This window comes from Streptomyces akebiae, from assembly GCF_019599145.1.
Lineage (GTDB): Bacteria > Actinomycetota > Actinomycetes > Streptomycetales > Streptomycetaceae > Streptomyces > Streptomyces akebiae.
On the sequence record NZ_CP080647.1, the window covers coordinates 8,770,303 to 8,790,836 of the forward strand.

The window sequence follows — 20,534 nt, forward strand, 5'->3', positions numbered from 1 at the left end:
TCGGCACACCGGTGAGTACATCACTCGTGCGCGATGGCCGCCAGCACGTTCATCCGGGACGCCCGCAGGGCGGGCAGCAGGGCGGCCACCACGCCGACGACCGCGGAACCGATCACGACGGCGACGACCGTGCCCCACGGGATCGCCAGCGCCTTCATCCCCTGGAGCGCCAGCACCTGCTGCACGCACACGCCCCAGACCAGCCCCAGCGCGAGCCCGAGGACGGCACCGAACACGGCGATCACCACCGACTCCAGCCGGATCATCCGCCGCAGTTGTCGCCTGGCCAGCCCGATCGCGCGCAGCAGCCCGATCTCCCGGGTGCGCTCCACCACCGACAGGGCGAGGGTGTTGACCACGCCGAGCACCGCGATGACGATCGCGAGGCCCAGCAGGGCGTAGACCAGGTAGAGCAGTACGGCGATCTGGCCCCGGACCAGCTCCTTGTAGTCGGCCTGGTCGCGGACCTGCACCTGCGGATACGCCTCCAGCGTCCGCTCCAGGTTCGCGCGCAGCTCGTCGGCGGCCACGCCGGAGCCGGCGTTCACGTACAGCGCCGAGTCCTGCCCGTCGGGCACATAGGTCTCGATGGTGCCCGTTCCGAAGAACAGCCCGCCCTGCATCCCGAAGCCGTCGGCGGTGTCCTGGTCGGTGAGCGCGGCCACCTTCAGTTCGGCGTTCTTCCCGGCGGGGAACCGCACCGGGAGCCTGTCGCCGAGCGTCACGTCGTGCTCCCGCGCGAACTCCACGTCCATGGCGATGGCGCCGTCCGCGAGGGCGGCCGCGCTGTCGCCCCGGGCGTAGGTGACGTTCGCGACCTCGTCGAGCCGCGCGTCGTAGGCCGCGGCGGTCGTCTCGACCCGGTCGCCGTCCGGCAGCCGTACCGCGACCGGGGTGAACCGCTGTCGTACGACGAGGCCGGTGCCGTCGGTGTCGCGGACCTTGTCGGTGACCTCCTGCGGGAACGGCAGGAAGTTCTGGTTCTGGACGACGAAGTCGGCGCCGAGGGTCTTGTCGATCTCCTGGTCGAAGGACTTCGTCATCGACGCGCTCGCCACGGACATGCCGCCGACCAGCGCGATCCCCACCATCAACGCGGCGGCGGTGGCCCCGGTCCGGCGCGGGTTGCGCAGGGCGTTGCGCTGGCTCATCCGGCCCACGGAGCCGAACAGCGCCGGGAACGCGCCGCCCAGGACCCGGATGACCGGCCGTACCAGGAGCGGTCCCGCGATGACCGTCGCGACGAGGGTGAGGACGACACCGAGGCCGAGCAGAGAGGCCGCCGCCCCCGTGTCCGACGACACCGCGCACCCCACGAGCGCGCCGGCACCCGCCGCCCCGACGGCTCCGCCGACCACCGCGCGCACCTTCAGCGGCCGTCCGACCCCGGCGATCTCGGCGTCCGCGAGCGCCGCCATCGGCGACACGGCCGACGCCCGCCGCGCCGGCAGATAGGCCGCGACGAAGGTGACGCCGAGTCCGACGACGTAGGCCGCGACCGGTGTCCCCACGCCGATCACCATCTCGGTCGACTTCAGGTTCATCCCGAAGGCGCCCATGAGTGCGATCAGTCCGAAGGCCAGTCCGATGCCGGCGGCGAGGCCGAGCGTCGACCCGACCAGGCCGAGCAGTGCCGCCTCGGCCAGCACCGACCGCCGCACCTGCCGCCGGTCGGCACCCAGCGCGCGCAACAGGCCCAGTTCGCGGGTGCGTTGGGCGATGAGCATCGAGAAGGTGTTGACGATGAGGAACATCCCGACGAGCGTCGCGATCCCGGCGAAGCCCAGCATCACGTACTTGATGACGTCGAGGAATCCGCCGAGCGAGGCGGCGGCCGACTCGGCCTGCTCGTCGGCGGTCTCGTACGCGTACGCCGTCGGCCCCAGCTCGTCGGCGATCCGTCGCTTCAGTACGTCGTCACTCACCCCCGGCTCGGCGGTCACCGAGATGCCGGTGGCGGCGTCGGGATCGCCCAGCAGCTCGGTCTGCGCGACCCGGGTGTCGAGGAAGACCAGCGCGGAACCGGGGTTGGTGGTGGTGAAGGTGGCGATGCCGACGACCTTCACCTCGAAGGAGCCCGGCCGGGCGAGGACCGTCAGGGTGTCGCCGATCCGTACGTCCTTGTTCTTCGCGGTGTCCGCGTCGAGCAGGGCCTGACCGGGGCCCTCCGGCGCGTGCCCGCTGGTCAGCCTCACCGGGCTGCGGTCGGTGGGATGCCAGTCGGTGGCGATGGTGGGGGCGCCCGTCGTCGGACCCACCGACTCGTTCTCACCGTCGACGACCGTGACGTTCTCCACGGACGCGTCGACGTGGGCCTCCGCGACGCCGTCGATCCCCGCGATCCGCTCGGCGAGCGACGCGGGCACCGTCTCCACCGCCCCGGTCGGCAGCTGGCTCTCCAGCTCGTCGTCCTTCGGCCCCACCGTCACATCGGCCGAGGTGGAGGCGAAGAGCCGGTCGAAGGTACGGGTGACCGTGTCCGAGAAGATCAGACTGCCCGCCACGAACGCCACGGACAGGATCACCGCGAGCGCCGAGAGCAGCAGCCGCCCCTTGTGTGCCAGGAAACTCCGCAGGGTCGCCTTGAGCACGGTCTCAGTCCTTGTCGGTGTCGGTGGCCTCGGTGCTGTCGGTGGCCTCAATGGCCTCGGTGGTCGGGGCGCTCTCGGGGGCGACGGCCGCCCGGACGGTGTCGAAGCGCTTCATGCGCTCCAGGACCGCGTCGGCCGAGGGGCGCTCCATCCGGTCCACGATCCGCCCGTCCGCGAGGAAGAGCACCAGGTCGGAGTGGGCGGCGGCACCGGGGTCGTGGGTGACCATGACGACCGTCTGGCCCAGCTGGTCCACCGCCTCACGCAGGAAGCCGAGCACTTCGAGCCCTGCGCGGGAGTCGAGGTTGCCGGTGGGCTCGTCCGCGAAGATCAGCTCGGGCCGGGAGGCGAGCGCACGGGCGCAGGCGACGCGTTGCTGCTGGCCGCCGGAGAGCTGGGCGGGCCGGTGCTTCAGCCGGTCCCGCAGTCCGAGGGTGTCGATGACCTGGTCCAGCCACTTCTCGTCGGACTTCTTGCCCGCGATGTCCATGGGCAGGGTGATGTTCTCGGCCGCGTTGAGCGTCGGGATCAGGTTGAAGGACTGGAACATGAAGCCGATCCGGTCCCGGCGCAAGCGGGTCAGGTCGCGTTCCCTGAGCCCGGTGATCTCGGTGTCCCCGAGCCAGACCCGTCCGGCCGAGACGGTGTCGAGTCCGGCCAGACAGTGCATCAACGTGGACTTGCCCGAGCCCGAGGGGCCCATCACCGCGGTGAAGCGGCCGCGCGCGATGTCCACGTCGACGGAGTCGAGGGCGAGCACCGTCGTCTCGCCCGAGCCGTACGCCTTCGTCAGGCCCCGGGCGCGGGCGGCGATGCCGTCGGCTTCCGCGCGGCCGAGGGTGTGCTCAGCGGCAGCAGTGGACAAAACGGCCTCCAGGCTCGAACCAGTTCGAATTCCGGGCGTCCCGGCCGAGCCTAGTGTGACCCAGGGCACAGCCGAAATCCCCCCGAGGGTCGAGTCCGTCTCCGCCCCAGGTCGGGCCTCGGGTGTCTGTGTAAGGGGCACCTACTCTGCGGGGGCCGAGGCGCCCTTGCCCCCGCTAGCACTCCGGCGCTAGCGTCGAGTCATGGCCAAGACCCAGCTGAACGTGCGGGTGGACGAGGACACGGCCCGGGCCGCCCGAGAGCGAGCCCTGGAGCGGGGGATGAGCGTGAACCGGTACATCGAGGAGTTGGTCAGGCAGGACACCGGCGAGGCGGGCCACACCTTCGTCGAGTCCGCCGCCGACTTCATGAAGCAGTACGAGGCGGTGTTCGCCGAGGAGTTCGGCACCGAGCCCGAGAACCGGCGCGAGGGACGTCACTGATCCCTTGAGTCAGCTTCGCATCGACCTCGCCTGGCTCCTGATGGTCGCCGAACGCAAGACGCCCGGCGATCCCCAGGTCACCGACTGGGGCGCCCTCGTCGCGGCCGTCGCCCGGCACGAGGCCGAGATCTTCGACGTCCCCGTCTACGACACCCCGCACGCCAGGGCCGCCGCCCTTCTCCAAGTCCTCATGCACGTCCCGGCGTTGGAGCGCTCCAACGCGTTGTTCGCCTCCGCCGTCGCCTACGGCTACCTCGTGGCCAGCGGCGTCAAGGTCGTCACCTCCGCCGAACAGGTGCGCGAACTCGCCCGACTGGTCAAGAGCGGCGAGGCCAGCGTGCACGACATCACGCGGGAGCTGCGCCAGTGGAGTCGGTGAGGGCCGGCCGCCGCGCCCGGCCCAGCACGCAGTAGGAGCTGGGCAGCCGCGGCCCCTGCTCGGGCACCAGGACCTCCCGGACCGCCCCGACCTCGAACCCGGCGGCCCGGAGCGCGGCGACCGGGTCACGGGAGACATGGCAGCCGCCGAACAGCAGCGGCCACACCGAGCCGTCCAGCGCCCGCTGGGCCGTCCGCATGGCCCGTCCGCCGCCCCGGCCGTGCTCGAAGAACCGCAGCTCGCCACCGGGGCGCAGCACCCGGCGCACCTCGCTCAGCGAGCGCCGTACGTCCCGCACACTGCACAGCACCAGTGACACCACGGCCGCGTCGAACGCCTCGCTCTTGACCGGCAGCGCCTCCGCCGCGCCCGGCACCACGTCCACCGGCACCTCGGCGCGCAGGGCGGCCTCCAGGGCCAACCGCCGCAGCGAGTGTTCGGGTTCGATCGCCACCACCTCGGAGACGGCGCCGGGATAGCGGGGGAAGTTCAGGCCGTTGCCGGCCCCGATCTCGATGACGCGTCCCGACAGCCCGGCGAGCAACTCGTCGCGCAGCGGGCCGATCCTCGGCTCCGCCGACACGCTCAGTCTGGCGTAGAACCGGGCGAAGAGGGGGTGGTGCACGGCGTCCTTCGCGGCGCGGGCCATGAGGACCTCCCGAAGAGGGCGGCAGATACCGCGATTGTCCCCCGGGAAGCACCGGCTCACCCGTCGCACGGCCGTGGGGACGGCTGTGCGACGGGTGGTGTGAGGCGGCGGCCGGGCATCGGGTGCCGCGTGCCGGCGCGCACCCCGTCGCCGGAGTGCGGGGCGCCGGGCGCCGGGTCAGGCGATGAAGTCGCGGACCTGCTGGTAGATGCCGTGGTCGTTGTTCATGTCGTTGTGCGAGACGCAGCCGACCTCGACGTTCGTCGCGCCACTGAGGATCGCGGTGGTGTCCGGGGTGAGCGCGTCGTCGCAGTTCGACCAGTAGCTGGCGTAGGACACACTGCCCGGCGTCTCGTCACCGGAGTTGAGCGAGGTGAGGAACGAGCTGCCGGTGTACATCTCCGAGCACGAGGTGTAGAGCCACCGGCACCAACCGGCGACGGTCGTCCCGTGGTTCACACCGGCCGTGGAGACGAAGTCGTCCACGTACGACGTCCCGCCGAGGTTCTTCAGGTAGTAACGGGAGCTGAGCGCGCCCATGGAGTGCACGACCACGTCGACCTTCGCGGCGCCCGTGGAGGCACGCACACTGTCGATCTTGGCCTTCAGCTGTGCCGCCGTGGTGGCGTTCGACTGGCCCCAGTCGTAGGACCAGGAGTGCAGCTCCGCGGACGTGTAGCCGTCCGCCTTGAAGTACGCGACCCAGTCGTCCCAGCTGCTGGACGAACTGCTCAGCCCGTGCACGAAGACGACCGGGTTGTGGGTGGCGGCCTGAGCGGAGGACGCCGAGAAGGAGAGCGACAGAAGGAGCGTGGTGGTCACGGTCGCGAGGGCCGTGGCGATACGGCGCATGCGGCGCTGCATGGTGCCTCCTGAAACGGGTGGGGTTCGTCAGGAGTGTCAGCGGGGTCTACGCGCGCCGCATCGGCGAAATCGCCGGTCTTTACTGGTCGGTTAACTCGCAAGTAACGTGATGAGCGTGGTGACTCCGGTGAACCCCCCACAACTTCCGCATCGCTCGCCACCGCCCCCCATGAACGCGTGGCCGAGCCCGGACACAGCGTCGGCCGCCGTGCCCACGCTGTCCGAAGGCGTGCGCGTCCGCCTGCTGCACGCCGCCCACGGCGACCCACGGGCCGCCGCGGAACTCGCCGCCGCCCTGACCCGGCGCCAGCTCACGGGCCTGGACCCGCTCCCCGCCGAGCCCCTGGCGCTGGCCCCCGCCCTGCTGCGGACCCACCGGCGCGACGTACGCGCCCTGCCCGCCGACACCCGCTTCCTGCTGCTCCTCGCCGCCGCCGACCAGTACCCGGTGCCGACACACGCCTACGCGCGCGCCGTCACCGCGGCCCGGCTCGACACCCAGCCCCTCGACACGGCGGAGGCGGCGGGCCTCGCCCACGCCACGACCCAGGGCATCGTCTTCCGCGACGCCTGGACCCGGATCGCCGTGTACGAGTCCGCGTCCATGGCCGACCGGCGCGAGGCCCACCGCCTCCTCGCCGCCGTCCTCAGCGGTGAGGGCGAGCGACCCGGCCGGTCCTGGCACCGGGCCGCCGCCGCCCTCGGCCCCAGCCGCCGCCTCGCCGCCGAACTCCGTCTCGCGGCACGGGTGGCACGTGCCATCGGCGACCCGACCCTCGCCTCCGCCCTCGCCGAACGCGCCGCGGGCCTCACCCCCGAACCGGCCGAACGCGCGCCCCTGCTCGCCCAGGCCGCCGCCGAGGCCTGGCAGTCCGGCGACGGCGACCGGGCCCGCCGCCTCGTCGCCGCCACCGACGACGACGCCCTCGGCGGACTGCTCGCCCTGCGCGCCGGCAACGCCGCCGAGGCGTTCGACGCCCTGCTCACCGCCACCGTCCGGCACGTCGGCGACCACACCTCGGACCGCGCCGCCCATCTGCTGGCACGAGCCACCGAGGCCGCCATCTACACCGGGGACCTCCGCCGCTGCCGCGAGGCCGCCGCCGTCGCCGACGGGCTCGGCATCCTGCCGCCCAGCACCCTCGGTGCCCTCGCCGCCGCGTTCGAGGGACGCTACGACGACGCCCGGGACGTCCTCGAAGCCGCCGCCGGGCGCTGCGGTCCCGGCGGCGACCCCACCCAGCTCATCCACTCCGGGATCGCCGCCCTCCTCCTCGGCGACCACACCCGCGCCTTCACCGCCACCGCCCGCGCCGCCGCCTCAGCACGAGCCCGCGGCGAGACGGTGACCGTGCCGCAGGCCATGGAGTTCCGGGCCTACGCCGAGTTCTGGACCGGGCGCCCCAAGGCCGCCGAGGCCGCCGCCGTCGACGCCCTGCGCCAGGCGTACGCCACCGGGCAGGACAACGGGGCCTGCCACCTCCAGGCCGCCCTCGCGATGTTCGCCGCCCTCACCGGCGACCAGGAGGTGTGCCGGGAACGCGCCGAGTCCGCCCGCCTCTACGCCCTGGAACGCGGCCTCGGACTCCCCGCCGCGCTCGCCATGTTCGCCCTCGCCTTCCTCGACCTGAGCACCGGCCGATACGCCGCCTCGGCCGCCCGGCTGCGCGCCCTCGCCGGCTTCGGACCCGGGCACGGGCACCGGGCCATCCGGCACATCGCCACCCCGCACTACGTCGAAGCCGCCGTGCGCACCGGCGACACCCGGGTGGCCGTCGCCGCGCACGCCGACTACGACCGCTGGGCCCGTACCGTCCGCAGCGCCGACGACCTCGCGCTCAGCGCCCGCTGCCGGGCCCTCCTCGCGACCGGCGAGGAGGCCGTCGAGCACTACCGCGCCGCCCTCGACCTGCACGCCTCCGGCACCCGCGACTTCGAACGCGCCCGTACGGAACTCCTGTTCGGCAGCGCCTTGCGGCGGCTCCGCAACCGCACCGAGGCCCGCGACCGGCTCCACAGTGCCCTGGAGGCCTTCGACCACTTCGGCTCCCCGCACTGCGCGTCCCAGGCCCGCGCCGAACTCCGGGCCCTCGGCGAGCGCGCCGCCCCGGCCCCGGCCGCCGAAACCCTGGAGAACCGACTCACCGCCCAGCAGTTGATGATCGCCCGCATGGCGGCGGACGGCGCCACGAACCGGGAGATCGCCGCGAGGCTGCTCCTGAGCCCGCGCACGATCGACCACCATCTGCGGGGCGTGTTCTCGCGGTTGGGGATCCGGTCGAGGATCGAGCTGGTGAGGCTGCTGGGGGAGACGGAGACGTGACACCGGGGCAGACCCCTCACGGAACCCCTACGCCGCACCTTCCGCGGCAGTGAAGGAAACCGCGTCCCACACCCCGCCGAGCGCCGACGCCAGCCAACCCCCGGCCCTCGCCCGGAAGTCGCCGGGCGCCAACGCCCCCGCCCCCGCGGGCACTGCCCCCAGCAAGGGCGCCCCCGCGACCACCGGCAGGTCCGCCACGTTGCACCGCGCCGCCAGGTCCGGGGCCTCGGGCCAGCTGCCGATGACGACACCCGCCAACTCCACCTCACGGACGGCGAGTTCGCGGGCCGTCAGCTCGGTCGTGTTCAGCGTGCCCAGCCCGGCCGAGGCGACCAGGAGCACCGGTGCCCCCAGCAGCCGCGCCGTGTCCGCCAGCGTGCCGCCCGCCTCGTCGAAGCGGACGAGGAGGCCACCCGCGCCCTCGACCAGCACCAGGTCGTGGTCGGTCGCCAGCTTGGCCGCGGCCTCGGCGACGTCCTCCGGACGCACCGGTGGCAGGCCCGAGCGGCGCGCGGCGGTCGCGGGCGCCAACGGCTCCGGATAGCGGGCGAGTTCACGGACGGTGACGGCACCGGCGAGCCGGCCCACCTCGTCCGCGTCGCCGCGCTCGTCCGGCCGTACGCCCGTCTGGGCGGGCTTCAGCACGGCCACCGAACGGCCGGACGCCACGGCCACCGCGGCGACCGCCGCCGTGGTGACCGTCTTGCCGACCTCCGTGCCCGTCCCCGTGACCACCAGGACCGTCATGTCGTCCTCTTCCGTTCCGTCATCCCGCCGTGGCCGCCGCGCACACCGCGCGCGCGATCCGTGCCACGTCCTCGTCGCCCGTGACGTACGGCGGCATCGTGTAGACGAGGTCGCGGAACGGCCGCAGCCACACGCCCTCGCGCACGGCGGCCTCCGTGGCCGCCCGCATGTCCACCGCGTGGTCGAGCTGCACCACACCGATCGCGCCGAGGACCCGTACGTCCGTCACCCCCGGCACCTCGCGCACCGGCGCCAGGCCTTCCCGCAACCCCGTCTCGATCCGTTTGACCTCCGCGAGCCAGTCCTGGCCCAGCAACAGCTCGATCGAGGCACAGGCGACGGCCGCCGCCAGCGGGTTGCCCATGAAGGTCGGCCCATGAGCCAGCACCGGGACCTCGCCCCGCGAGATCCCGTCGGCCACCCGGGCGGTGCACAGCGCCGCCGCCAGCGTCAGGTAGCCGCCGGTCAGCGCCTTGCCGACACACATCACGTCCGGCGTCACGGCCGCGTGGTCCGCCGCGAACAACGCCCCCGTACGCCCGAACCCGGTGGCGATCTCGTCGAACACCAGCAGCACGTCATGCGCGTCGCACGCCTCGCGCAGCACCCGCAGGTACGCGGGGGAGTGGAAGCGCATCCCGCCCGCTCCCTGGACCACGGGCTCCACGATCACGGCCGCCAGCTCGTCCGCGTGCCGCTCGATGGCCGAGCGCAGCGACCGCGCGTACGCCTCGTCGAACTCGACCGGCGGCGGGTCCACGAACACCTGCCGGGGCAGGACACCCTGCCACAGCTCGTGCATCCCGCCCTCGGGGTCGCACACCGACATGGGCTGCCAGGTGTCGCCGTGGTAACCGCCGCGCCAGGTCAGCAGCCGCCGCTTGCCGGGACGGCCCAGCGAGCGCCAGTACTGCAGGCACATCTTGACCGCGACCTCGACGGAGACCGACCCCGAGTCGGCGAGGAACACATGCTCCAGACCCTCGGGCGACATGTCGACGAGGTGCTTCGCCAGCCGCACGGCGGGCTCATGGGTGAGCCCGCCGAACATCACATGGCTCATCCGGCCGAGCTGCTCGCGCGCCGCCTCGTTGAGGACGGGGTGGTTGTAGCCGTGGATCGCCGACCACCACGACGACATGCCGTCGACCAACTCGCCCGAGCCGTCCGCGAGCTTCAGCCGGACCCCGCTCGCCGACTGCACGACGAGCGGTTCCTGCCGGCCCGGCATGGGCCCGTAGGGGTGCCACACATGCCGCCGGTCGAGTTCCACCAGCTCGGGCACGCTCAGGCCGGTCGGCTCAGGCATTGGGCGCGAGGTCGGTTCCGGCGCCCCGGCGGCGTACCGCCACCAGATCCGTACGGGCCTCACCGGCCGGCGTCGCGGCAGCGGGGGCCTGGGCGGCGGAACCGCACACACCGCCCCCCGCGTGCGAGCCGCACCCCGCGCCCGCGCCCGCTCCTTCGTCCTCGTGCGACCCGCAGCCGCCCCCGGCGTGCGATCCGCACCCCGCGCTCTCCCCGGACCCACAGCCCCCGCCGGCGGCCACGGTCGCCCGGTGCTCCGGGAGCGTCACCTGGTCGGTGCCCTCCACCTCGAAGCCGGCGTCCGCGATCATCTCCAGGTCGGCCTTGCCCGCCTGGCCCTCGCTGGTGAGGTAGTCGCCGAGGAAGATCGAGTTGGCCAGGTGCAGGGCGAGCGGCTGCATCGAGCGGAGATGGACCTCCCGGCCGCCCGCGATCCGCACCTCGCTGTCGGGACAGACGAACCGCACCATCGCCAGGATCCGCAGACAGCGCTGCGGGGTCAGGTTCCACTCCTTGGCGAGCGGGGTGCCCTCGAACGGGATCAGGAAGTTCACCGGAACGGAGTCCGGGTCCAGTTCGCGCAGCGAGAAGACCACGTCGACCAGGTCCTCGTCGCTCTCGCCCATGCCCGCGATCAGACCCGAGCAGGCCGACAGACCCGCCGCGTGCGCCTTGCGCACCGTGTCCACCCGGTCGGCGTACGTGTGCGTCGTGGTGATCTCGCCGTACGTCGCCTCGGACGTGTTCAGGTTGTGGTTGTAGGCGTCCGCGCCCGCCTCGCGCAGGCGTTCGGCCTGACCGTCGGAGAGCAGACCGAGGCAGGCGCACACCTCGACGCCCTCGTTCTGGTCCTTGATCGCCTTGATGGTGTCGGAGACCCGGTCGACGTCCCGGTCGGTCGGGCCACGCCCGGACGCCACCAGACAGACCCGCTTGGCGCCCCCGGCGAGCCCGGCCGCGGCTGCCTCGGAGGCCTCGTGAGGCTTGAGCCAGGTGTACTTCAGGATGCCGGCGGTCGAGCCGAGCCGCTGCGAGCAGTAGGAACAGTCCTCGGGACACAGTCCGGACTTGAGGTTGACCAGATAGTTCAGTTTCACCCGGCGCCCGAACCAGTGCAGGCGCACCTTCCCGGCCGCGGCCACCACGTCCAACAGCTCGTCGTCGGAGGTGCCGAGGACGGCGAGCGCCTCGGCACGGCTCAGCGGCTCGCGCCGGAGCCCCTTGTCCACCAGCGTGTTCAGCAGGTCCATGAGAGCCGATCCTGTCCTACGGGACCGCTCCCGGCCAAGGAGAGTTCGGACAACAGAGTGGGATCGACGTGTGGGTATTGCCACATCGTGGGCGGCTGGTCGGCCCGTTAGTGTCTGTGCACTGCCTACAAAAGCCCCAGCCGTGCCGTCCACGACAGCCCGGCGCCGGAGGCTGCCCACACCACCCCGGAGGACCCATGGCGTTCGGCTGGATCGACGAGCAGGCCTCGGCGCGCCGCCGGGCCGGTCTCGTACGGACCCTGCGCCCCCGTCCCGCCGACTCGCCGCTCCTCGACCTCGCGAGCAACGACTACCTGGGTCTGGCCCGGCACCCCGAGATCACCGAGGGCGCTGCCGAGGCCGCGCGCCGGTGGGGCGGCGGCGCCACCGGCTCCCGTCTCGTCACCGGCACCACCGAGCTGCACGGCGAGCTGGAGCGTGAACTCGCCGACTTCTGCGGCTTCGAGGCCGCCCTCGTCTTCTCCTCCGGCTACGCGGCCAACCTCGCCGCCGTCACCGCGCTCGCCCCGCACGGCTCCCTGATCGTCTCGGACGCCGGCAACCACGCCTCCCTCATCGACGGCTGCCGGCTGGCCCGGGGCACCACCCAGGTCGTGGCGCACGCCGATCCGGAGGCGGTCCGCAAGGCGCTGGCCACGGGCGGTGGGGTGCCTGCCGTCGCCGTCTCGGACACGGTGTTCTCCGTGGACGGCGACGCCGCCCCCCTGGCCTCCCTCGCCGCCGCCTGCCGTGCGTTCGGCGCCGGGCTCGTGGTGGACGACGCACACGGGCTCGGGGTCCTCGGCGACGGCGGCCGGGGCGCGCCGTACGCGGCGGGGCTCGCGGGCGACCCCGACGTGGTCGTGACGGTCACGCTGTCGAAGTCGCTGGGCAGCCAGGGCGGTGCGGTGCTCGGCCCCGCGAAGGTCATCGACCACCTGGTCAACGCGGCCCGGACGTTCATCTTCGACACGGGCCTCGCCCCGGCGGCCGCCGGCGCGGCACTCGCCGCGCTCCGGCTGCTGCGCCGTGAGCCGGAGCGCGCCGCACGGGCCCGGGAGGTGGCGCGGGAACTGCACACACGGCTGACGGCGTCGGGCCATGAAGCGGTGCGGCCCGACGCCGCCGTGGTGTCCGTACGCGCGCCGTCACCGGATCAGGCGGTGCGGTGGGCGGCGGACTGCCGTGCGGCGGGTCTCGCCGTCGGCTGTTTCCGCCCACCGTCCGTGCCCGACGGCGTTTCCAGGCTGCGGCTGACCGCCCGCGCGGATCTCACGCGGGGGCAGATCGACCGGGCCGTGGGGATCATCGGCGATACACGACCGTGAGTCGGCGTCAGGGCCGGGCGTCGCCGTAAGCGGAAGTACGAACGCTGTCGGTGGTGGTCACCGCAGCGTGGTGATGAATCCCTCCCAGGCGTCGGGTTCGAACAGCAGGGCGGGCCCCGCCGTGTTCTTCGAATCGCGTACGGCCACCAGGCCGGCCCAGCGGCCGGACGCGGGACGGGCCGTCTCCACGCAGTTGTTCATTCCCGTGCTGCGACTGCTGCGCAGCCATCGCACTCCGCGTAGTTCGGTACTGGTGGGTACGTTCCGAGGCAGTGCGGACATGGTGCCTCCTTACGCGCCGGCGGCTAGCCCGGCGATGTAATCCAACGAGTCCTCGGGCGAAAGGGCGTGGATCTGAAGGGCGTTGAAGGCCTCGACATACGCCTTGAGGTCTTCTTTCCGTTCGAGGTAGAGGCTACTCGTCAAGTGGTCGAGAACAACCACGTCCAGATCGGATGTGCTCCGAAATGAGAAAATTACGAAAGGGCCCGTGACGCCGATGTGCGCCCCGGCAGTGAACGGGAGCACCTGCAGTCGCACCTGGGGAAGGCGGGCCGCCTCGACCAGCCGGCCCAGCTGCCGGGCCATGATCTCGGGCCCGCCCACCTCACGTCGGAGAACGCCCTCGTCGAGCACGGCGCTCAGCTTCAGCGGCGGGTTCCCCCGCAGCACTTCCTGCCGCGCCAGCCGCACCTCCACGAGCGCGTCGAGTTTGTCGTCTTCCAGCCCCTCCACCGCGGCCCGTGTCACCGCCCGCGCGTACTCGGGAATCTGCAGCAGACCCGGCACCACCGAGGTCTCCAGCGTCCGCATCCCCCCGGCCTGCGACTCCAGGCTGATGAAGTCCCGGTACGTCGGCGGCAGTACGCCCCGGTACGCGTGCCACCAGTTGTGCCGCCCGCCGCCGTCCTCGGAGCCCGCCAACGCCAGGAGCAGCTCCCGTAATTCGGTGTCGTCGACCCCGTACGCGTCCAGGAGCTTGCGTACGTCCGCAGGCTTCACCCCGCTGGCGCCCGTCTCGATCCGGCTCACCTTGGACTGGTGCCAGCCCACGCGATGGGCCGCCTCGATACTGGTGAGCGCGGAACGGGTGCGCAGGACACGCAACTCGGCACCGAGCTTGCGGCGGCGCACCGCCGGACCGTACTGCATGGGATTCTCCTTCCGCCCGGCGCGCGAAGTCGGGGTGACGACAGAGGATGGACGACAACCCCATCCGAATACGCTCGGCCGTCGGACAGTTCACCGCTTCGAGCGACAGATATATGCATATCTTGGTGGATCGCCACCCGTGACAGCCCAGGTAGTGGCAGTCTGGCGCGAAGCACCAGTCCGGGACCGTAGTCGAACCATCCGCTCCCTGTCGGACACCGGTCCCGTGGGAAAGGGACGCCTCGCCATGGCAGATCACCTGGAAGCATCCGTCACTCTGCCGAGCGATCCCGCCTCGGTGTCCACGGCCCGGAACTACGTCGCCGACGTGCTCGCCGAATGGGGCCTGCCGGGCGACACCGACATCGCGGACACCGTGCGCCTGATCGTGTCCGAACTCGCCACCAACGCCGTCCAGCACACCCTCGGTCAGTCGCCCACCTTCACCGTGGACATCGCCCTCGACCGGGACGAGCAGCTGCGCATCGGTGTCACCGACAGCCATCCACGCTTCCCGAAACGGCTGCCGGCCGCCGTCCAGCAGGACAACGGCCGGGGCATGGTCATCATCCGCTGGCTGACCGCCGAGTGCGGCGGCAGGCTCAGCGTCAGACCCACCCGGGAGGGCGGTAAGACCGTAGCGATCGAACTGCCGTGGACGGTTCCCGCGCAGCCGGTCAGCGCGGGCGGTCCGCAGGAAACCTGACGAGATCCTCGTCCGTGGGCGTGGGCGTGGGCGTGGGCGTGGGCGTGGACGTGGACGTGGTTGCGGTTGCGTTCGTGGCCGTGTGTCCGCGGTCTGCGCCGGTGTTCGTGGCCGTTCCCGTGTCGTCGAGTCGTCGCGGTCGGAGAGGCGGCCCACCAGTTTCGGGAGCACGGCCCACAGGAGCAGGCAGATGAGGAAGGTGCCGGCCCCGGCGGCGATCCCGGCCTTCCGGCCGAGCGTCACGTCCACGACGAGCAGGACGGATCCGGTGAAGGCCGGCATCAGCACGATCAATCCCGCGGTGGCCAGCCGGGACGAGACCTGGACGATGACGGGCTTGGCGTTCTGCTGGAAGAGCGAGCGGTGCAGGGCGGCCGGGGCGGTGAAGAGCGTCGCCGCGAGGACCGCGAGCAGCAGGGTGACGACGTATGTGGCGCGCTGGACGGAGTCCAGGTCGGGGAAGCGCGGTGTGAAGGCCAACGTCAACAGGAACGCGAAGAGGATCTGTACCCCGGTCTGGGTGACGCGCAACTCCTGGAGCAGCTCGGAGAAATTGCGGTCGGCGCGTTCGAGGGGGGTCTCGTTGCGTGCGGGACGGGTGCGTTCGTCGGCCATGGTCGAACGTGTATCCAAAACCGCCGGTCGCACGCCTGCCGGGGGCGGCGGAGAACTCAGCCGCCCCCGACGGTGGGTCAGCGGACCCGGCCGTACCAGACGTTCTTCGTCCAGAGCTTCTGCAGTCGGACGACGTCACCCGTCTTCGGCGAGTGCCAGATCTTTCCCTTCCCCGCGTAGATACCGACGTGGTAGACGTTCGAGCCCGAGTGGAAGAAGACCAGGTCTCCGAGCTTGCGGCTGCTCGCGGAGATGTGCTTCGTCTTGTTGTACTGCTGCTGAGCAGTACGGGGCAGCTTCTTGCCCGCCTTCTTGAACGAGTAGAGCGTCAGCCCTGAGCAGTCGAACCTGCTCGGGCCCGTGGCGCCGTACTTGTAAGGGGAGCCCTTCTTGGAAGCCGCGACCTTGAGTGCCTTCGACGCCACCGTGGCGGCCTCGGCGTCGGCTGCGACGCCCGGGACCACGATGCTGCCGCTGACAGCGGCGATGGTCAGAGCCGAGGCCGTGCCGGCCCGGGTCAACAGCGACGGGACACGATTCAGCGCAGTCATGCGCAACCCTTCGTCAGCCGCCTGTGAAGGATGACCTGTCGGATTCGGGCTGGCGAAGTTGCCCGGCCGCTGACGCGGCTTCACCCCAAGGGCTGCTCGGCGCGGTCATGGCTTGACCGTTCCGGCGACCCGTCGTGCTTGGGTCCTCCACTCCTGCCGATGCACTCCTGTCGACCGGTCATCCGGGCGGCGGCAGGACTCGGCGTCCACCCGGATCGCCCCGCCGCTGCGGCGGGGGCTTGTCGTCAGGAAGGGATCTTGACGCACGGACGTCCGAAAATCCCAACGGAACCACGGATTTGTGGTCTTACTCACCACTCGCCCGTTCGGGTGGACAGAGCATTTTCGGCTGGTGTGTCCAGGCGGTCGAGGACGTCCGCACCAGCACCGGAATGATGCGTTCCGGCCTCGTGCCAGCCATGTTGCGCAACTTCACAGGTCCTCACGACGTATGGGCCGATAGGTCGATCGCGGTAGGCCGTCCGGACGGCACGAAGCCTGGACCGGACGCCCCGTCAGTAGTACGGCGAGCGCCCCGGGATCGGTTCAGGCCGGCGAGTCCTCGGGCTCCGGCGGCAGCGCCACCCGGCCCGCCCGTCGCTCGCCGTCCAGGACCCGCAGGGCTCGCGCGAGCGTCGGGGCGTGCACCTCGTTCTCCCCGCGCCTGTGCATCAGCTCGAGCGCGTCGCGCAGAGCGGTCGCCTTGGCGACGAGAGCCTGCGCCGCGCGCAACCCGCGGTACGTATCGCCCGGTCGGGCCGGATTGATCCGGCCGAGCAGATCGACCACGTCCAGGTAACGGTCGATCAGCTCGGCCTCGGCGCGCGTGAGCGCGGGCAACGGCGGCAGTTCGGGTGGGAGCATCGACGGCTCACCTCGCGCCGGGGAGCGTGCGCGTGGTCCTGTGGCTCGGGATCACCCGATCGGCCAGGCCGTACTCCACCGCCGCCTCCGCGTCGAGGAACGTGTCCCGCTCGATGTCGGCGCTGATCCGCTCCGGGCTCCGGCCCGTGTGCCGGACGAGCATCTCCTCCAGCCTGCGGCGATTGCGCGTCAGTTCCTGGGCCTGGATCGCCAGATCGTCGGCCTGTCCCTCGATCCGTTCGGCCACCGCCGGCTGGTGGATCAGTACACGCGCCCCCGGAAGCACGAACCGCTTGCCCGGCGTGCCCGCCGCGAGCAGCACCGCGGCGGCCGAACCCGCCTGCCCCAGGCAGATGGTCTCCACGTCGCAGGTGACGAAGCGGATGGTGTCGTAGATCGCCGTCATCGCGCTGAACGAGCCGCCGGGCGAGTTGATGTACAGCGAGATGTCGCGGTCCGGCGACTGGTGCTCGAGGTGCATGAACTGCGCCATCACGTCGTTCGCCGACGTGTCGTCGATCTGCGTCCCGAGGAACACGATCCGTTCTTCCAGCAACTTCGAGTACGGATCCATCGTTCGGTGACCCGCAGTGGTGCGCTCGGTGAACCCGGGCAGCACCTGGCGGGCCGACGGTCGGTTCGCGGGCATGGGACACGCCTCCTCTGATCGACTCTGTCAAAAATGTACAGGACGTACGTATGCGGGGAGGGGAGGATCGGCCGAAAGCGAAAATCCGCGCGGGGAGCCGGTTCCGCAGGGATCGTGTGAGCGGTTCGGTCCGGCGAGCGGCGCGCGGCGCGCGGCGCGCGGGCGGGGGTGGGGGTGCGGGCGGGGCCGGTGGAAGGGCCAGAAGGGGATCTTCCGCCCGGGGTGGCGCGGGGCGCCAGGTCTAAGCTGGGCTCCATGGCCTACGAGATTCCGGTGACGCAAGCCAGGGCTGAGCTCGCCGATCTGATCAACCGCGTGGTCTACGGCGGCGAGCGCGTCGTCGTGACGCGGCACGGAAAGCCCCTCGTCGCCCTGGTCTCCGCAGTCGACCTGGAGCAGCTCGAAGCCCTGCAGGAGCCGGCCGACGAGCCGGTGATCAGTGCCGTCTCCCGAGTCCGCGAGGTCGCCCCCGCGGCGCGGGAGCAGCAGCGGTTCGGCATCGCGGCCGAGCATCGGGGGCCGGGGGCTTCCTAGGTCCTGTCGTCACATTCCCGCCGCCCCCGAAGCGCGGCCCCGCGGCGTCGTGGGCGTACCTCCCGGTCGAGCGCAGCCGAGAGTGGGGGAAGAGTGCGTGGCGTCGCGGGGCAGGCGGGAATGTGACGGCAGGGCCTAGTGGCGCCGTGCCGGCACTGCGCGTCAGCGCTGCCGCATGAGGACTGCCCAGGAGCGCGCCCGAACGCACACTCCCGAACGCACACTCCCGGACGGGCACTCCCGGACGGGCACTCCCGGACGGGCACTCCCGGAGGAGCGCTGCCCGCGACGGCTGCCCGATGACCGCCGCCGAAACGACCGTGCGCCCCCGTCCGCTACAGCGGGGGCGTACGGCCGTGCGGGGCAGCGGTCGCCCGGCGAGTCAGTGGGCCGGGACCGGGGCCGGGGTCGGGGTCGGCTCCGGGGTGGAGGGTCCGCTGGGCCGGGTGCGGCGCTTGAGCAGGTCGCCCAGGAGAGTCGCCGTCAGGCCGAGGGCGGCCCACGCGGTCAGCACCAGGGTCGGGGTCAGGGCGCCGGCGCCGTCGAAGAAGGCCACCGACCTCAGGAGCGACGCCCCCGCACCCGGCGGGAGGAGCTGACCGAGGGCGCCCACCGGCTCGGGGAGCATCTGGGGTGCCGAGGAGGCGCCCGCGAACGGGTTGCCGAGGAACACGATCAGCAGGGCGCCCAGACCGAGGCCCGCCCGGCCCAGCAGGGAGGCGAATCCGGCCACGGTGGCGCCGACGGCCAGGGTCGCCAGGCTCAGCACACCGGCTTCGGCCCACCAGTGGCCGCCGAGCAGGCCGAGCCAGCTGTCGGCGAGGGTGGCGGCAGCGGTACCGACCAGCGCGGCGGCCCCGATCAACGCGCCGACCGCGCGCCCCCGGCGCAGCCCGAGCAGGGTGACCATGGCGCCGGACGCCGTACCGGCCAGGGCCAGGGGCAGCACGCTCGAACCGAAAGCCGCGCCCCGCGGGTCGTTCGCCGGGCCGGCCACCACGTCGGTGGTCGCCACCCGGACGCCTTCCTCGGCGGCCTGCTGCGTCACGGCCTGCTGCAGCAGCTGGGCGACCATCGGGCTCGCGGCCGAGGCGGTGAGCAGCTTGGGCCCGGACTGGGTGACGACCACCGCGCCGTATACGGTCCGGTCCTCGATCGCGTCCCGCGCGGCCGCCTCGTCGGCGTAGCGGTGGATCTCGAACGCGCCGTCCCGCTGCTTCAGCTGCTGCTCGACCTGGGCCACGGCGGTCGCCGGTCCGGCCACGCCGAGCGGCAGGTCGCGGGGTGCGGTGCGGGCGTTGGGCCAGGCGAAGGCCCAGAGCGCGAGCGCCGCGACGAGCGGGATCAGGACGATCACCGCGACCATACGGCGGCCGGGGGGTAGCGAGGGGGCTGTGGGTGCCGTGGGCGCCGTGCCGGTGGCCTGGGCCGCGGTGGGTGCAGCGGATGGGGCGGACATGGCTCTCCTTAAAAAGAAGGATCGTTCGTTTTCTTGAATTCACCATGCTTGGAGGTGTCGGCGCTTGTCAAGAAGGAACGTTCGTTTTACTTTTGACGGCATGCCCCGCGTATCCCAGGAGCGTCTAGACGCCCGCCGCCGCCAGATCCTCGACGCTGCCGCCCGCTGCTTCGCCCGCAACGGCTTCCATGCCACGTCCATGCAGGACGTGCTGAAGGAGGCCGACCTCTCGGCCGGAGCGGTCTACCGGTACTTCAGCGGCAAGGAGGAGCTGATCGCCGCGATCGTCGCCACGGTCCTCGGCGAGGTGCGCGAGGCGTTCGAGGAGGCCGCGCAGGAGGGCCCGCCTCCGCCGCCGGATGTGCTGATCGGCGCTGTTCTGCGCCGGATCCTGCACCGGCAGCCGTCGCTGGGGGAGGCGGGGGAGTCCCTGTACCCGAGGCTGATGGTGCAGGTGTGGGCCGAGACGCTGCGCAATCCCGAGCTGCACGCCATCCTGGAGGACGGTTTCGCCGAGGTCCGCAAGCCGTGGATCAAGATCGTCGAGGGGTACCAGGACGCCGGCCTGATGCGGGCCGACATCCCCGCGCTCAGCGTCGCGCGGACCATGGTGGCGCTCGCCCAGGGGTTCGCCGCCCAGCACGCGCTCTTCGGGGACGTGCCGATCCAGGTGGTCGAGCTGGGGGTGAAGGCGCTGACGAGCATGGGGGACCCGCGGGCCCGGGACTGAGCGGGACCGGGCGGAGACGTGCGGTGACTGCCGGGGGAGCACCCGGCGGGGCGGCGGGGCGGCGCGCGGGGATCACGGTCCGGCGCGCGGGGATCACGGTCCGGTTAACGTCGCCGAAACGCCGCCCAATTAGCCTGCGGCCACGCCACCAGCGAATTTGCCCGGTGGCGAGGCAACCGGATCCCGCACGGTCCGGAGCGAGGATGTGAGGTGGACGCCGTGCAACTGACCCCGCACGAGCAGGAGAGGCTGCTGATCCATGTGGCGGCCGACGTGGCGGAGAGGCGCCGGGCCCGCGGCCTGAAGCTGAACCACCCCGAGGCCGTCGCGCTCATCACCGCGCACCTCCTCGAAGGCGCGCGGGACGGCCGTACGGTGGCCGAGCTCATGGCGTCCGGACGGAAGTTGCTCACCCGGGACGATGTCATGGAGGGCATCCCCGAGATGATCCACGACGTCCAGGTCGAGGCGACCTTCCCGGACGGCACCAAGCTCGTCACCGTCCACGACCCGATCGTCTGAGGGGGA

General features: G+C 72.1%; 21 protein-coding genes, 1 pseudogene and 1 riboswitch. Of the genes and pseudogenes, 8 read left to right on the forward strand and 14 right to left on the reverse strand.

The window, feature by feature from the left end; translation table 11 throughout:
- Positions 1-20: 20 nt before the first annotated feature.
- Both K1J60_RS38130 and K1J60_RS38135 read right to left on the reverse strand, forming a co-directional pair.
- Complete coding sequence (locus K1J60_RS38130) at positions 21-2,591, reverse strand: ABC transporter permease (protein WP_220650196.1); 2,571 nt, start codon at positions 2,589-2,591, stop codon at positions 21-23.
- Positions 2,592-2,595: 4 nt separating this feature from the next.
- Positions 2,596-3,456 (reverse strand): ABC transporter ATP-binding protein, encoded by an 861-nt coding sequence (locus K1J60_RS38135; RefSeq protein WP_259408086.1) that lies wholly within the window; start codon positions 3,454-3,456, stop codon positions 2,596-2,598.
- Positions 3,457-3,658: 202 nt separating this feature from the next.
- Here K1J60_RS38135 and K1J60_RS38140 point away from each other — a divergent pair, with 202 nt between their 5' ends.
- Positions 3,659-3,898, forward strand: coding sequence for a toxin-antitoxin system HicB family antitoxin (locus tag K1J60_RS38140; protein ID WP_220650197.1), 240 nt, complete (start codon positions 3,659-3,661; stop codon positions 3,896-3,898).
- Between the two features lie 4 nt (positions 3,899-3,902).
- On the forward strand, positions 3,903-4,277 hold the full coding sequence (locus tag K1J60_RS38145; protein ID WP_220650198.1) for a fic family toxin-antitoxin system, toxin component: 375 nt from the start codon (positions 3,903-3,905) through the stop codon (positions 4,275-4,277).
- Here the strand turns inward: K1J60_RS38145 and K1J60_RS38150 are convergent.
- Both K1J60_RS38150 and K1J60_RS38155 read right to left on the reverse strand, forming a co-directional pair.
- Entirely contained in the window at positions 4,246-4,926 is a 681-nt protein-coding gene (locus K1J60_RS38150; protein ID WP_220650199.1) for a class I SAM-dependent methyltransferase, read from the reverse strand. The genes K1J60_RS38145 and K1J60_RS38150 overlap by 32 nt on opposite strands.
- A 177-nt stretch (positions 4,927-5,103) precedes the next feature.
- The gene (locus K1J60_RS38155) at positions 5,104-5,790 is read right to left on the reverse strand and encodes an esterase/lipase family protein (protein ID WP_220650200.1); all 687 of its coding nucleotides are present in this window, start codon (positions 5,788-5,790) and stop codon (positions 5,104-5,106) included.
- Positions 5,791-5,959: 169 nt separating this feature from the next.
- Here K1J60_RS38155 and K1J60_RS38160 point away from each other — a divergent pair, with 169 nt between their 5' ends.
- Complete coding sequence (locus K1J60_RS38160) at positions 5,960-8,113, forward strand: helix-turn-helix transcriptional regulator (RefSeq protein WP_220650201.1); 2,154 nt, start codon at positions 5,960-5,962, stop codon at positions 8,111-8,113.
- A gap of 27 nt (positions 8,114-8,140) precedes the next feature.
- On the opposite strand, the gene bioD is transcribed toward K1J60_RS38160, so the two are convergent.
- Genes bioD through bioB form a run of 3 tightly spaced genes read right to left on the reverse strand, consistent with a single transcriptional unit; the run spans position 8,141 to position 11,418 of the window.
- A complete protein-coding gene (gene bioD, locus K1J60_RS38165; protein WP_220650202.1) occupies positions 8,141-8,860 on the reverse strand; it encodes a dethiobiotin synthase in 720 nt (239 codons plus the stop codon).
- A gap of 19 nt (positions 8,861-8,879) precedes the next feature.
- Positions 8,880-10,169, reverse strand: coding sequence for an adenosylmethionine--8-amino-7-oxononanoate transaminase (locus K1J60_RS38170; protein ID WP_220650203.1), 1,290 nt, complete (start codon positions 10,167-10,169; stop codon positions 8,880-8,882).
- Positions 10,162-11,418: a biotin synthase BioB gene (gene bioB, locus K1J60_RS38175; RefSeq protein ID WP_220650204.1), complete on the reverse strand. Its 1,257-nt coding sequence runs from the start codon at positions 11,416-11,418 to the stop codon at positions 10,162-10,164. Before bioB ends, K1J60_RS38170 begins: the two co-directional genes overlap by 8 nt.
- Positions 11,419-11,615: 197 nt before the next feature.
- Here bioB and K1J60_RS38180 point away from each other — a divergent pair, with 197 nt between their 5' ends.
- Positions 11,616-12,746, forward strand: a complete 1,131-nt coding sequence (locus K1J60_RS38180; RefSeq protein WP_220650205.1) for an 8-amino-7-oxononanoate synthase — start codon at positions 11,616-11,618, stop codon at positions 12,744-12,746.
- Between the two features lie 57 nt (positions 12,747-12,803).
- Here the strand turns inward: K1J60_RS38180 and K1J60_RS38185 are convergent, their stop codons facing one another.
- Both K1J60_RS38185 and K1J60_RS38190 read right to left on the reverse strand, forming a co-directional pair.
- Complete coding sequence (locus K1J60_RS38185) at positions 12,804-13,028, reverse strand: DUF397 domain-containing protein (RefSeq protein WP_033529020.1); 225 nt, start codon at positions 13,026-13,028, stop codon at positions 12,804-12,806.
- A gap of 9 nt (positions 13,029-13,037) precedes the next feature.
- Complete coding sequence (locus K1J60_RS38190; RefSeq protein WP_220650206.1) at positions 13,038-13,898, reverse strand: helix-turn-helix domain-containing protein; 861 nt, start codon at positions 13,896-13,898, stop codon at positions 13,038-13,040.
- 247 nt (positions 13,899-14,145) lie between these two features.
- On the opposite strand from K1J60_RS38190, the gene K1J60_RS38195 reads away from it, so the two are divergent.
- On the forward strand, positions 14,146-14,604 hold the full coding sequence (locus K1J60_RS38195) for an ATP-binding protein (protein WP_220650207.1): 459 nt from the start codon (positions 14,146-14,148) through the stop codon (positions 14,602-14,604).
- A gap of 108 nt (positions 14,605-14,712) precedes the next feature.
- On the opposite strand, the pseudogene K1J60_RS38200 reads toward K1J60_RS38195, so the two are convergent.
- From K1J60_RS38200 to K1J60_RS38215, 4 genes and pseudogenes are all read right to left on the reverse strand, one after another.
- Positions 14,713-15,219, reverse strand: a pseudogene (locus K1J60_RS38200) (DUF6328 family protein); the annotation flags it as partial.
- A 77-nt stretch (positions 15,220-15,296) separates the two neighbouring features.
- Positions 15,297-15,770 carry a C40 family peptidase gene (locus K1J60_RS38205; protein ID WP_033529023.1) on the reverse strand — a complete coding sequence of 158 codons (474 nt, stop codon included), beginning with the start codon at positions 15,768-15,770 and terminating at the stop codon, positions 15,297-15,299.
- Between the two features lie 3 nt (positions 15,771-15,773).
- Positions 15,774-15,944: riboswitch (cyclic di-AMP (ydaO/yuaA leader) on the reverse strand.
- A 372-nt stretch (positions 15,945-16,316) separates the two neighbouring features.
- Complete coding sequence (locus K1J60_RS38210; protein ID WP_033529024.1) at positions 16,317-16,634, reverse strand: hypothetical protein; 318 nt, start codon at positions 16,632-16,634, stop codon at positions 16,317-16,319.
- A 7-nt stretch (positions 16,635-16,641) separates the two neighbouring features.
- Positions 16,642-17,283, reverse strand: coding sequence for an ATP-dependent Clp protease proteolytic subunit (locus K1J60_RS38215; RefSeq protein ID WP_220650208.1), 642 nt, complete (start codon positions 17,281-17,283; stop codon positions 16,642-16,644).
- Between the two features lie 255 nt (positions 17,284-17,538).
- Here K1J60_RS38215 and K1J60_RS38220 point away from each other — a divergent pair, with 255 nt between their 5' ends.
- Complete coding sequence (locus K1J60_RS38220; RefSeq protein ID WP_033529111.1) at positions 17,539-17,817, forward strand: type II toxin-antitoxin system Phd/YefM family antitoxin; 279 nt, start codon at positions 17,539-17,541, stop codon at positions 17,815-17,817.
- Between the two features lie 382 nt (positions 17,818-18,199).
- Here K1J60_RS38220 and K1J60_RS38225 read toward each other — a convergent pair whose 3' ends face one another.
- A complete protein-coding gene (locus K1J60_RS38225) occupies positions 18,200-19,276 on the reverse strand; it encodes an ABC transporter permease (protein WP_220650209.1) in 1,077 nt (358 codons plus the stop codon).
- 100 nt (positions 19,277-19,376) lie between these two features.
- Between K1J60_RS38225 and K1J60_RS38230 the strand changes: the two genes are divergently transcribed.
- On the forward strand, positions 19,377-20,006 hold the full coding sequence (locus tag K1J60_RS38230) for a TetR/AcrR family transcriptional regulator (protein WP_220650210.1): 630 nt from the start codon (positions 19,377-19,379) through the stop codon (positions 20,004-20,006).
- Positions 20,007-20,225: 219 nt separating this feature from the next.
- A complete protein-coding gene (locus tag K1J60_RS38235; protein WP_220651881.1) occupies positions 20,226-20,528 on the forward strand; it encodes an urease subunit gamma in 303 nt (100 codons plus the stop codon).
- The last annotated feature ends 6 nt before the right edge of the window (positions 20,529-20,534 follow it).